General features: G+C 60.6%; 11 protein-coding genes. 10 read left to right on the plus strand and 1 reads right to left on the minus strand.

The window, feature by feature from the left end:
* Positions 1–120: 120 nt before the first annotated feature.
* The 9 genes from AB5758_RS03460 to AB5758_RS03500 all read left to right on the plus strand — a co-directional run bounded on the left by AB5758_RS03460 (position 121) and on the right by AB5758_RS03500 (position 9,025).
* Complete coding sequence (locus AB5758_RS03460) at positions 121–2,304, plus strand: DUF6020 family protein (RefSeq protein ID WP_368141686.1); 2,184 nt, start codon at positions 121–123, stop codon at positions 2,302–2,304.
* 171 nt (positions 2,305–2,475) lie between these two features.
* Complete coding sequence (locus AB5758_RS03465; RefSeq protein WP_006234926.1) at positions 2,476–3,282, plus strand: YebC/PmpR family DNA-binding transcriptional regulator; 807 nt, start codon at positions 2,476–2,478, stop codon at positions 3,280–3,282.
* 165 nt (positions 3,283–3,447) lie between these two features.
* Entirely contained in the window at positions 3,448–3,993 is a 546-nt protein-coding gene (locus tag AB5758_RS03470; RefSeq protein ID WP_368141684.1) for an Asp23/Gls24 family envelope stress response protein, read from the plus strand.
* Positions 3,986–4,363 carry a DUF2273 domain-containing protein gene (locus AB5758_RS03475; protein ID WP_338404301.1) on the plus strand — a complete coding sequence of 126 codons (378 nt, stop codon included), beginning with the start codon at positions 3,986–3,988 and terminating at the stop codon, positions 4,361–4,363. Before AB5758_RS03470 ends, AB5758_RS03475 begins: the two co-directional genes overlap by 8 nt.
* A 44-nt stretch (positions 4,364–4,407) precedes the next feature.
* Positions 4,408–4,929 (plus strand): Asp23/Gls24 family envelope stress response protein, encoded by a 522-nt coding sequence (locus AB5758_RS03480; protein ID WP_368141683.1) that lies wholly within the window; start codon positions 4,408–4,410, stop codon positions 4,927–4,929.
* A gap of 207 nt (positions 4,930–5,136) precedes the next feature.
* Entirely contained in the window at positions 5,137–6,159 is a 1,023-nt protein-coding gene (locus tag AB5758_RS03485) for a YitT family protein (protein WP_215692734.1), read from the plus strand.
* Positions 6,160–6,309: 150 nt separating this feature from the next.
* Positions 6,310–7,662, plus strand: coding sequence for a zinc-ribbon domain-containing protein (locus AB5758_RS03490; RefSeq protein WP_368141681.1), 1,353 nt, complete (start codon positions 6,310–6,312; stop codon positions 7,660–7,662).
* Positions 7,663–7,857: 195 nt separating this feature from the next.
* Positions 7,858–8,535, plus strand: coding sequence for a DUF4234 domain-containing protein (locus AB5758_RS03495; protein WP_368141680.1), 678 nt, complete (start codon positions 7,858–7,860; stop codon positions 8,533–8,535).
* A complete protein-coding gene (locus tag AB5758_RS03500) occupies positions 8,528–9,025 on the plus strand; it encodes a DUF2752 domain-containing protein (protein ID WP_368155372.1) in 498 nt (165 codons plus the stop codon). Before AB5758_RS03495 ends, AB5758_RS03500 begins: the two co-directional genes overlap by 8 nt.
* Before the next feature lie 105 nt (positions 9,026–9,130).
* Here AB5758_RS03500 and AB5758_RS03505 read toward each other — a convergent pair whose 3' ends face one another.
* The gene (locus tag AB5758_RS03505) at positions 9,131–10,594 is read right to left on the minus strand and encodes a M20 family metallopeptidase (RefSeq protein WP_368141678.1); all 1,464 of its coding nucleotides are present in this window, start codon (positions 10,592–10,594) and stop codon (positions 9,131–9,133) included.
* Between the two features lie 168 nt (positions 10,595–10,762).
* Here AB5758_RS03505 and AB5758_RS03510 point away from each other — a divergent pair, with 168 nt between their 5' ends.
* A complete protein-coding gene (locus tag AB5758_RS03510; RefSeq protein WP_368152596.1) occupies positions 10,763–12,400 on the plus strand; it encodes an amidohydrolase in 1,638 nt (545 codons plus the stop codon).
* Positions 12,401–12,559: the final 159 nt, after the last annotated feature.

Raw genomic sequence — 12,559 nt, forward strand, 5'->3', positions numbered from 1 at the left:
AGGCACCTTGGTGGTGGTTTTGCCGGGCAACGATGACAGAACCGTAACGTTTCCCCAGATAAAACCTGCCAAAATAAACCTGTCCCTTTTTGGCAGGTTTCTAGAAAGGCTATTCGGACTGTGAAGGATTCCGACCTCTCCGCAACGGCTGCGCGTGACGCCGCCCGCATCGTTTGGTTTAAGCGCTATCCCGCCAAACAGACGCTCATCGCATTTTTGCTCGCCCTGCTGGCGACCACGGCGTTTTCCATCGATCCCGCCCCGGTGTCGAGCAATGCGGTCCTGGCGATCGATCCCAAGGCGACGGGCGCGCTCTACGTGTGCTACGAGGTGCTTCTCTCGTTTGCCGGCCATACCGACGCAGTGATGCTGCTCGCGCTTGCCTGTTTGCTCACACTGCCGTTTCGCTATGTGTTCTTTGGCCGCGGTGACGCTTGGCGCCCGTCGGTCGTGCTGCCATCGCTGTTCTTTGCCGTTTGCATGGTGTTCGGCCGTAGCTACGACCTCACCGATTCGGCTGAGATTGTGCTGGGCGACAAGGCACGCGTTATCTGCGCCTGGATTGGTGGCGCGGGCTGGATGCTTCTGGCGATTGTGGCCTTCTATCTGGCTTTTGAGTTTTTGGATTGGTTGGGCTCCCGCCGCATTCCGTTTTCGGAGGCGCATTTTGGCCGCGTGTGGCGTGTTGTCCACGCCGTGCTCTCGGTTCATCCCTTTGTCGGGCCGTTTCTTGTGCTCATGATTGTCTGGGCGCCCACGCTTATCGCCTCGCTGCCCGGCCTCTTTATGGGAGACACGGGCGCGCAGGTCCGCCAATGGTTCAACTACCCCAACGGCACGAGCGATTACCTACGCCTGCTTAACCCCAACGTGCTACTCAACGGACATCATCCGGTGGTGCACACGGCCATCATCGGCTCGTGTGTGCAGCTGGGGCTTTCGCTATTTAACAGTGCCAATGCGGGCCTTGCCATCTACACTTGTGCCCAATTCGTCATCACCGCCGCCTGCATGTCCTATTCCATATCGTCGCTGCGCAAGCTGGGCGTGAGCCTGCCGGTCCGCGGCGTCATCTTGCTGTTCTTTGCGTTTATGCCGATGTTCTCCAACTACACGGTGCTGCTGACCAAAGATGTACTTTTTGCCGATGCGTTTTTGGTACTGCTCGTTCAGACCGTCAAGCTCGTGGCATGTGGCCTACCCCGTCGCGATGCCAATGCCGAGCGTGCGGGCGAACAGAAGCCCGTGCTCTTTGCGCGCCATGACTGGCTGTTGCTCGTGCTGGGTGCTATGGGTTCCACGTTTTTGCGCAATGGCGGCCTGGTCTTTCCGTTGGCGGCCTGCGTGATTGCGGCGGCGTTTTGCGCCTGGGACGCGCATGTGGCCCGTCGTGTGGCCAAACAGTCTGGCGTCACGCCCTCGTACGCCACGCCGCGCTTCCGCTGGGTCGGCGTGCTCGCAGTGCTTGCGCTCTGCCTTGTCTCCAACATGTATTTCACCAAGGTATTTATGCCGGCGCACGATATCACGCCGGGCTCCAAGCGCGAGATCCTCTCGATTCCGTTTCAACAGACGGCACGCTTCGTCCAAAAGCACGACGGCCTTAATTCGGGCGTTAACCCCAAGGTCAAAGACGATGGCACGATTGAAGAAGCTCCCTGCGACGGCTTGGTGACCGATGAGGAGCACGCTGTGATCGATCGGGTGCTTAAGTACGAGAACCTGGGCCGTCGCTACAACCCCGACAAGTCGGATGCCGTCAAAAACTGCTTCAATGAGTACGCCTCGCAGGAGGACATCAAGGCCTATTTTGAGGTGTGGGCCCAGATGTTCAAAAAGGACCCCGAGTGCTATATTTCGGCACTCGTCAATAACTACTACGGGTACTTCTATCCGAGTGCTCGTGATGCATGGGTCTACAGCACGGCACGCAGTGCCGAGATCATGGCTAAGCCCGATAACCTCAAGTACTTTGACTTCCATCCGGTCGATAGCAAGGTCGTGCGCTGGTGCGACCACCTGATTAACCTGTACCGCGTGGCGGTGCAGCGCATTCCGTTTATCTCGCTCACCATGAGCTCGGCCACCTACGTGTGGATCATGATCGTCGTGGTGGTCTACCTGTTGCGCCGCCATTCGTGGCGTGCGCTGGCCATCTGGATACCGCTGCTGGGTGTGCTCGCCGTGTGCCTGATCGGTCCATGTAACGGATCGACCTACATGCGCTACCTGTACCCAGTCATTGCATGCATGCCTTTTGCCATCGGTGCCACGATCACCCGCAGCGACCTTCTGTGGACCTAACCAAAGATTGGTGCATTGGGGTCAGGCTGCTTTGTGCCAAGGGGCTGCATCATCACGACGCCTTCATTTTGGGGTTTATCTTGCAGGCCGGTAGGTATATCATAACGACGTTTGTTTATATTGCCCGAGCATCTGCGTTGGGCTTTAGGTCGAAACCGATAGGAGACACGTATGTCCGGACACTCTAAGTGGGCCACAACCAAGCATCGTAAGGGCGCGCAGGACGCCAAGCGTTCCGCCCTCTTCTCCAAGCTCAGCCGCAACATCACCGTTGCTGCCCGTCTCGGTGGCGATCCGCTGCCCGAGAACAACGCCAGCCTCGCCGCTGCCGTCGCCAAGGCTAAGGCTCAGTCCATGCCTAAGGACAAGATCAAGTCCGCTATCGATAAGGCCTTTGGTTCGGGTGCCGACGCCGCCGTCTACGAGAACATCGTGTACGAGGGCTACGGTCCCGCCGGTGTCGCCGTCTACGTCGACTGCCTGACCGACAACCGCAACCGCACCGCTGCCGACGTCCGTTCCGCCTTTTCCCACGCTGGTGGCAACCTGGGCACCTCCGGCTCCGTCGCCTTCCAGTTTGAGCGCAAGGGCCAGATCGTCGTCGCCAAGGAGATCCTGGACGAGAACGCCAAGAAGGAGACCATGATCGCCAACGGTGCTGCCGGTGACGAGGATGAGTTCATGATGGCCATCGCCGAGGCCGGTGGCGAGGACTACGAGGACGCCGGCGAGGAGTGGATCGTCTGGACTACTGCCAACGAGGTCATGGCTGTCTCCAAGGCGCTCGAGGAGCAGGGCGTCCAGGTCAAGGGCTCCGAGACCACCATGGTCCCGACTACCCCGACCGAGGTCTCCGGTGCCGACGCCAAGAAGGTTCAGCGCCTCATCGACCGTCTTGAGGAGCTCGACGACGTCCAGGACGTCTACAGCACCATGGACATGACCGACGAGGTCATCGCTGCCCTCGAGGAGGAGTAGCGCCCGCACGGATTGAGCCGTGCATATCTGGGCATAATGAAACGAGCATGCAAGCCTCGTGGAATAGATGAGCCGGATCCGCGTGCGTATGGCACCGGACCCGGCTCTTTTATAATGATGCGAATCGTTTTGCATTCTGTGGACCGAAACCTGAAGGGAGCGCGCGTGCGCGTACTCAAACGAGCCCTAGCGATCGTGTATCTTGCCGCCTCCATCGTGGCGCTGGGTGCGCTTGTCTGCCAGTTCTGGGGACCGTATACGTATCGCATTATGTTGCTGTTGCGTGACACCATGCCTCGCGTCGTCGTTACGGTGTGTACTGCTATCGTGGCACTTGGCGTGCTCATCGGTTTTTTCCGCCTGATGTTCGCGCGTCGCGAGCCGTCCTGCGTGCATCCGGCGGGGGAGCGCAATATCGAGGTTACGCTCGCAGCGCTTTCCTCGTGCGCCCGTGCCGCGGCGGAGTGCGATGATCGCGTGATGGTTGAGCATATCGAGGCACGCGTTCAAGGCCCCGACGAGTCCCGCGTTCGTTTTAAGGTCGAGGCCATCGCGCTCGATGATAAGGACGTCGTCTCCCTTGCCACCTCGATGCAGCAGCGCATCGAGAAGGCCTGCGACACCATGCTCGGCACGCCGGGCACGACCGCGCGCGTCCGTTTTTTGCCGTCCAAGACTACCGTCCAGACCGTGGAGGTTTCCGGTGAGTGATACCAACCAAGACAAGACCGCCCGCACGCCGCGCCTGACGATCGACCAGAACGCTACGCCAGCAGGCGAGTCCGCCGACACCAAGCCTGAGGCCGGCGAGCAGCACGACAGCGCCGTCAACGACTTTGACGAGGCCATGGGTCTCATCAAAGGTACGGGCGCTGCTATCTGGAGCTACGCCGTGCGCCACCCCAACACTACGCTCGGCGCCGTGGCTGGCTTTATCCTCGCCGTGCTGGTACTTACGTTGGGCCTGTGGGACACGCTCGTCATCGCATTCTTTGTGCTGATTGGCGCCGTGATCGGCCAGATTCGCGACGGCGAGAACGGTATCGTCAACTTCTTCGGCCGTCTGTTTAGCGGCCGCTAATATGTATTCGACTGTCGCATCTGCGGCAGGCATAAGGAGGAACCATGGCTTTTAACACGAAGGTCGATGTGGCCGATACCGAGCTCGAGGCAGACGAGACCGTCACCTCCGAGGCCGAGGACGTAACGCTCGAGGACGAGGCACTCGTCGAGGCCGAGCCCGCCGATGATGCGGACGAGGATGATGAGGAAACAGACGAGTCCGAGGACTCGCTGACCTATTCCAACGGCGTGATCGAGAAGATCGTCGCCATGGCCACCCGCGAGGTGCCGCACGTCCTGGGCATGAAGGGCAACCTCATGCACTTTGTGCAGGAGCAGTTTGGTGCCGAGAACCTGACCAAGGGCGTGACGGTCGAGGTCACCGATGACAACCGCGTGGTCGTCAACATCTCGGTCATCATCGAGTACGGCGCCTATGCGCCTGCGATCTTTGACGACGTTAAGGCGCGCGTCACCGAGCGTCTGGCCGCGATGACCGGCCTTGAGGTGGCAGGCGTCAACCTGCGCATCGAGGATGTCATCACCCCCGAGGAGTACGAGCACCGCACCAGCCAGCACGAGTAACCTACCAAATAGGGACAGGTTTGTTTCGATAGGTTTTACCTGCGAAAACGCTAAACGGTCGACCGCGCAAGCAAAGGTGCGGTCGACCGTTTTCTATATGCCCCCGATGCAGGCATACCGCTCGTCTAACTAAGGGTTGCAATCTTCGCGTTCCGCGTTACCCTAATGGGCGCATTGTTTCCAAATTGTTAACGAGGGGTTGCCGTAATGGCCGACGAACATGAGACCGAAAGCAAGGCATGGGCGATTGAAGCCGCTGCGGCAGAGGCGGCGTCGCGTGCCGCCGAGGAGATGCATCGTCCTCCGGTGGTGCCGATGGAGCGCGTTGTCGGTCGCGAGGATATCGAACGTGGCGAGCGCGCCGGCCGCAAGCGCAGCCAGGAACCAGGCTTTCCGCGCTTTTTTGCCGAGCTCAATCTGGGCCTGGTCCTCACGGCGTTCGCCATCGTGGCTTTCAAAACGCCCAATCACTTTGCCTTCGGCGGCACCTCGGGCGTGTCGGTCATTCTTTCCACGCTGTTCCCGACTCTGCCCGTCGGCGTATTTATGTGGATTATCAACGCGGTCCTGGTCATCCTGGGTTTTATCTTTTTGGAGCGCAAGGCAATCCTTTGGAGCGTCTTTGCCTCGTTTGCGCTTTCGGCCTACGTCTCGCTGTTTGAGCTCTTCATTCCGTCGGATGTTTCGATGACGGGCGATATGTGGCTCGACCTGTGTTTTGCCGTCATCTTGCCGGCGCTGGGCAGTGCCATTGTCTTTGACATTGGCGCCTCGACGGGCGGCACTGACATCCTTGCCATGATCCTCAAGCGCCGCACGACGCTCGAGATCGGCCGTGCCCTGTTGCTGGTCGATATCGGCATCGTGACCATTGCGGCTTTCCTGTATGGCCCGCGCGTCGGTCTGTACTGCGTGCTTGGCCTGTTTGCCAAGACGCTTGTGGTCGACAAGGCTATCGAGAGCATTCACCTTCGTAAGGTCTGTACGATCATTTGCTCCGAGCCCCTTAAGGTCGAGGAGTTTATCGTCAAGCATCTCAACCGCACGGCAACGATCAGCCGTGGCTACGGCGCTTTCTCGGGCAAGTGCGTCACGGTGATCATGAGCGTGCTGAGCCGTCGCGAGGCAGTGCAACTGCGCCGCTATGCCCGCGAGATTGACCCTGGCGCCTTCATCACCATCGTCGATAGCTCCGAAATCGTCGGCAAGGGCTTCCGCGGCACGAACTAGCCCGGGCGTACCCTTCGAATCATTGAATAAAGCCGGCTGCGTTGCAAATCGGTCATCTTGGGGTATTTGTCCCCACATTGGGCGATAATGATGCCAAAGACATCGTTTGCGATCCAGGTGATTCGCTCTAGATACGAAGGGATGATTTCGATGTTCTGTTCGCAGTGTGGCGCCCCCATGGGCGATAACGACAAGTTCTGCGGCGTGTGCGGTGCCCCTAATACCGAGGTCAAGGCCGCCGGTCCCGCTCCGCAAGCTCAACCTCAGCAGCAGGGTCAGCCGTTTGCCCAGCCGCAGCCGCAGCCGTTCGTTGCGCCCCAGCCGGCTATGAACGTGCCCAAGGGCTGCATGGCGCAGGCTTTCAACGATATGCTTAAGGTTCCCGGCGCCCTGGTTCGCGTATGTCAGATTGCCTTTTTGCCGGCGCTGATTTGCGTCGTGTCGGTGCTGGTGCTGTTCATCCCCGTTATCGGCGGTATCGCAGCGGCCATTGGCTTTTTGCTTGCGTACGTGGCAAGCGTGTGCGGTGCCGGTTTTGCTATCGAGTGGGGTCGTGACCTGTCGCTCAAGGATGATAACGGCATGGAGCGTCCGCTGTTGCGCTCGACCTCGTTTGGATTGGGTATCTTCTCGTCCGTCATTACCGGTGTGCTCGAGTTCGTTGCCATTATCCCAGTGATCGGCGTGATCTTCTCGGCTATCGAGAGCGTCGTGATCGGTGCCGTCGGCTCGTACTATTACAACGGTTCGAGCGGTCTCGAGGCCGCACTCTTCGGCTCGATGGGCCTGCTCGTCTTTGCCATGATCGTGTCGGTGGTACTGGGCATCTTCTTTAAGATGTTTGGTGATGCTGCCGTGATGCACTTTGCCGTCGTCGGGCGCGTGGAGAGTGCGTTCTCGCTTGAGAAGGTTTGGAAGTCCTATAAGGCCAACCTGGGCAAGTTGTTCTGCGCATCGATTCTCCCCGAGTTTTTGACGGGCATCGTGTCGCACATCATCACGTGGATCTTCACCGCCATCTTCGGCGCCATTGCTACGTTTGGTATGTATAGCTATTACTACCGCCCCACGGGTCTTGAGGCAATCATCGAGGGCGGTGGCATTACGCTCATTCTGTTCTTGATGATCATTGCCTTCGTCACGGTGTTCCTGACTGTGTTTGGCAAGATGCTCAAGTATCGCGCCGTTGGCTATTGGGCGGCACGTCATGCCAGCGAGTGGGCCGATGAGGATGCCGACGATGTCCTGACGTTTGTGCTCCCGGGTGAGAAGAAGCCTACTCCTGCGGGATTCAACCCCACGGCCGCCACTGGTGCTGCGCCTGCCCCGGCACCTGCCCCTGCCCCTGCACCTGCACCTGCGCCTGCACCTGCGCCCGCGCCTGCTCCGGCACCTGCCCCGGCGCCCGAGGCGACGCCTGCGGAGCCCGATTGGAATGCCGTTGCCACGCCGGCGGAAGAGCCGGGCGATAATCCTGCTGCCGAAAACAATCAAACCGAATAGTCGGTCGAGGCGCCCTGGGCAACTGAGCCCGGGGTGCCTTTTTCTACTGCGGAAGCAAGAAAATGCCTGGGAAAACGGTTGCAGCAAAATTTCTCGGAAATTGGCCAATGTTGCGCAACAACGTCGCGGCTATTGTTGAGAACATAGACGTGTAAGGTTTGAAGGCGTGCAACGCCTTAGGAAAAGGAGAAGCTTATGTTCTGTCCCACTTGTGGTTCTCCCATTTCGGATGATGCCAAATTCTGCCCTGTCTGCGGTTCTGCCGTCGGTGCCGCTTCCGCTGCTCCTGCTCCGCAGCCCGCGCCGCAGCCTGCACCTCAGCCCCAGCCTGCTCCGCAGCCCACGCAGATTCAGCCCACTCCGGTTCAGGCAGTTCAGCCTCAGCCTCAGCAGCAGTACGCCGGGCAGCAGCAGTACACCGGTCAGCAGCAGTATGCTCAGCAGCCTGCACCCGCCCCGATGGGCTATACTCCGATTAAAACCGACCGTGGCGTGATCGGCTGGCTCCTGCTTTCCATCGTGACCTGCGGCATCTATTCATATTACTTCCTCTATTGCCTCGCCCGCGACATCAATGTCATGTGCCAGGGCGACGGCGATTCCACGCCGGGTCTGGCAGCATTTATCCTGCTGTCGTTCGTGACCTGCGGCTTCTACGCACTCTACTGGTACTACAAGATCGGTAACCGCCTGCAGGCTAATGCTCCTCGCTATGGCCTGATGTTCCAGGAGAACGGTACCACCGTTCTTATGTGGCAGATCGTCGGCGCGCTGCTGTGCGGCCTTGGCCCCATCTTTGCCATGAACATCATCATCAAGAATACCAATGCCATGGCAACGGCTTACAACGTCCGTCTTGGCGCTCGTGCCTAACGATAAGAGCGGCGTGAACAGCTCCCAGGGACATAAGGGCGCGGCGGAACTCATTCGCCGCGCCCTTTCTTGCATCGGCGCGCTCTTTGTCGCCTGGCTCGCACTCTACCTGCTCGATATCGGCTGCGTGTTTCGCCTGATGACGGGCATTCCCTGTCCGGGATGTGGCATGACGAGGGCCTGGCTGGCAGCACTGCGCCTCGATTTTGCGGCGGCCTTTGCCTACCATCCGCTGTTTTGGGTGGTGCCGATTGCGTTTGTGCTCGCGTTCGTGCGCGAGGAGGTGACGTCGAGCAAGCTAAAGCGCGGCATCGACATTGCGGTTATTGTTCTGTGCGTGCTGGTCGTTGCCGTATGGATCGTGCGCCTTATCAACCCGGCAGACGCGGGCCTGCTTTTTGGTGGGCACGCTCCCGCCGGAGTTCCCACCGATATCATCCACCTCGAACAACCACGATGGCTCACCTTCCTGCGCACTCACCTGTCGTGATGGGGGATGGGTTCGAAAATGCTGGCGAAACATAAGTGGGGGCGAACGCTGGAATAACGTTCGCCCCCACTTTGTTATAGCCAGATGGTTGTGGATGCGCGACGATTACTCGCTGTGCTTCTCTTCGTGGCGAGCAGCGGTACGGGCATCGTGGATGCCCTTGATGGCGGCATGGCGGGCGGTGCGGGCGTCGTGCACGGCGTCGCGGGCCTCGGCGGCCGTTGCCTTGGCAGAGCGCAGCTTGGCTGCCAGGTCGGGATTGGTCTCGGCAACTGCGGCGATCGTGGGGCCGTCGAGCTCTTCTTGCGTGGGCTCGGCCAAAAAGTCGATGGCATACTGAGCGGCTACCATGGAGCCCTTGGCGAGTACGCTCTCGTCGATCTTGTAGAAGCAGGAGTGCTGGGCATAGGTGGCGCCAATCTGGGGGTTGCGCGTGCCAACAAAGGCGAGCACGCCCGGCACACGGCGCAGGTACTCCGAGAAGTCTTCGCCCGAAAGCGTGCCGCGGTAATGGCCCTCGCCCGCGGGACCCAGGCACTTGAGCACGGCTTGGCGGCAGCGCTCGCTCGAGGCGGCATCGTTTTCGACCTTGTAGTTGGCGATGGTGTAGTCGGTGAGTTCGGCCTCGGCGCCCAGGGCCGCCGCAGTGTGCTCCACGATGCGGCGCATAAGCTCGGGCATCTCCTCATGCGTCTTGTCGCCATAGGTACGCACCGTGCCGGCGAGGTACGCCGTGCCGGCGATAACGTTGCGCGCGGTGCCGCCGTGCAGTTCGCCGACGGTGATGACGGCGGGTTCGTAGGGGCTAATCTCGCGCGAGACGATGGTCTGCAGGGCGTTGACGATTTCGGCGGCAACCATAACGGCGTCGTGGCCGCGCTGGGGCATGGCGCCATGGCACGAGGTGCCGCGGACGTCGATGCGGAACCAGTCGGTGTTTGCCATGCGCGGGCCGGGCTCGCAGCTCACGGTGCCGGCGTCGACCTCGCTCCAGATGTGCGCGGCGTAGGCGCCGTCGACGCCGTCGAGCACACCCGTGCCAATCATGAGCTTGGCTCCCTGGCCGTTTTCCTCGCTGGGCTGGAATACGATGCGAATCTCGCCGTGGATGTCATCGGTCATGTGGCGCAGAATCTGCAGCGTGCCGAGCATCATGGCGATATGGCAGTCGTGACCGCAGGCGTGCATGCTGCCCTCGTTGACGCTGGCGAACTCCTCGCCGGTCTGCTCGGTGACAGGCAGGGCGTCGATATCGGCGCGCAGCAGGATACGGCGGCGCGGCGTGCCGTCCTCGCGGTAGGCATCGGGCGCGGTACCGCGGAGCGTCGCCACCAGGCCCGTCTTGAGCGGGCGCTCGTAGGGGATATTCATGGCGTCAAGCTGGTTGGCGATGTCGGAAGTCGTGCGCTCCTCGGCAAGGCTCAGCTCCGGGTGCTTATGGAAGTGCCGGCGCTGCTTGATGATATAGGGTTCAAACTCGGCGGCGATATCCTGGATGGCCGCGGTAACGTCGTCTGCCGCGCGAACCTCGGTTGCCGCCATAATCTGCTGTGCCTTGGTCTTCGTCATGGTCGATTTGCTCCTTGCTGGCTCGATCGCAAAATCGTACAGGCTCTCTCCAGTATGCCACCTGCCGCTAGGGCTGGTAAAGTTGCCGTTTGCCGCTTGGGGTTTTGTTACAAGGGCGGGGGAGTACACTCGGGGGTGTTGAATTTCCTGCCAGAGATGGGGACGCCCATGCAACATATCGATCGGATTATCCGCTCCAAGAACGTCTTTACCGCCCAAGACGGCATCGATACCGCCCGCGAGTTGGCGATCGCCATCGCGGGCGATCGCATCGTCGCAGTCGGAGCGCCCGATGACGTGATTGCCGCCGCACCTGCCGCCACGCCGGTGGTCGACTACGGCGAGCAGTATGTCTGTCCCGGTTTCCATGACGCGCACCTGCACTTCTTCCATACCTCGGTCGGTTCCTCGCCGTACATGCTCATGGATATGGGCACGTCCGAGGCGGCATTGGTGCAGCATGCGCTCGAGTTTTCCCAAGGCTTGCCAGATGATGCCTGGGTCGTGACCCAGGGTTGGCGCGACTACCGTTGGGATCCGCCCGAGCATCCTACCAAGGCCTCCCTCGATGCAGCATTCCCCGATCGTCCCTGCGTCATGTACTCGGGCGACGGCCACACGCTGTGGCTCAACAGCCGCGCACTCGATGCACTCGGCGTCACGCGCGACAGCGAGCCACCGGCGGGCGGCAGCTACGACAAGGACGCAAACGGCGAGCTCACGGGCATTGCGCACGAAGCGGCTGCCATGCAGCTGTTGCCGCGCTGCCTTGAGTGGCTGGGCGAAGATCGCATCGCAAGCGCCTACGCCGATCAAATGAGGCGCATGGCCGAGCAGGGTATCACCTCGATCTGCGATATGTCGCTCATGCCCATGCCGGGCTGCGATTTTATCCGCGACGATGTCTACGACAAACTGCAGACGGCCGGCAAGCTGGGCATTCGTGCCCATCTGTTCCCCACGCTGCTGGATGACCAGTCGCGTCTAGAAGAGCTGCAGGTACGTTACGCGAACAACGCACTGCTTTCGGCGCCGGGTTTTAAGCAGTTCTTCGACGGCGTGTCGAGCGAACACACGGCATATCTCACCGAGCCCTATACCAATCCGCGCTTCCCGGGCGACCAGGGCCGTCTGACGGTCCCGGCTGAGCGCATGCGCAAGCTGGTTCTGGCGGCCGCGGAGCGAGGCCACACCGTGCGCATCCACGTCATTGGTGACGGTGCGATTCATGCCGCGCTGGATATCTTCGAGGAGGCCGCCGACCTGTACGGCCTGCCCCAGCGCGGCCATAATACGCTCGAGCACCTGGAGAACCTTCTGCCCGAGGACATCGACCGCCTACGCAAACTCAACGTGGTTGCTTCGAGCCAGCCCTGCCACATTACGCTCGACCCGGGTGGACCGGAGCGCGATCTGGGCTTGGAGCGCAGCCGCATCATGTGGCCGTTTGCGACCTATAAGCAGCGCGGCATTCGCCAAGCCTTCGGTACTGACAGCCCTATCACGCCCGTTACCAGCATGAACGTGCTCTACACGGCTATCACGCGCCAGGACCCCAAAAGCCACTGGCCCGAGGGCGGCTGGTTGCCGAGCGAGCGCATCGATGCAGCAACGGCCCTGCGCAACTACACCCTGGGCAGCGCCTATGCAGCGGGCGACGAGCAAAACCTCGGCAGCTTGGAGCCGGGCAAGTATGCCGACCTGGTAGTCCTGGACCAAAACCCGCTCGCCGTTGACCCCCAAGAGCTCCAAGCCACCAAGGTTCAGGCCACCTACCTGGCAGGTAACTTAATCTACGAGCGCTAGCCTCATACCCCACTTATAAGGGGCACGTTTCAGCAACGTGCCCCTTTCTTATTCGCACCATCTGCATCGCCATTTTGCTGCACCGACTTTTCTGAATGCCGGGACCGAATTAGTTAACCTGGCTCCCGTGTGGCTCCGGAGGGGCGGGGCATAAGGTTT

The organism is Collinsella aerofaciens, from assembly GCF_040926405.1.
Lineage (GTDB): Bacteria > Actinomycetota > Coriobacteriia > Coriobacteriales > Coriobacteriaceae > Collinsella.

Bases quoted from the DNA above. Each gene is read 5' to 3' on its own strand.
- AB5758_RS03465 (WP_006234926.1), top strand. From the start codon at position 2,476: ATGTCCGGACACTCTAAGTGGGCCACAACCAAGCATCGTAAGGGCGCG.
- AB5758_RS03485 (WP_215692734.1), top strand. From the start codon at position 5,137: ATGGCCGACGAACATGAGACCGAAAGCAAGGCATGGGCGATTGAAGCC.
- AB5758_RS03490 (WP_368141681.1), top strand. From the start codon at position 6,310: ATGTTCTGTTCGCAGTGTGGCGCCCCCATGGGCGATAACGACAAGTTC.
- AB5758_RS03505 (WP_368141678.1), bottom strand. From the start codon at position 10,594: ATGACGAAGACCAAGGCACAGCAGATTATGGCGGCAACCGAGGTTCGC.
- AB5758_RS03480 (WP_368141683.1), top strand. From the start codon at position 4,408: ATGGCTTTTAACACGAAGGTCGATGTGGCCGATACCGAGCTCGAGGCA.
- AB5758_RS03510 (WP_368152596.1), top strand. From the start codon at position 10,763: ATGCAACATATCGATCGGATTATCCGCTCCAAGAACGTCTTTACCGCC.
- AB5758_RS03495 (WP_368141680.1), top strand. From the start codon at position 7,858: ATGTTCTGTCCCACTTGTGGTTCTCCCATTTCGGATGATGCCAAATTC.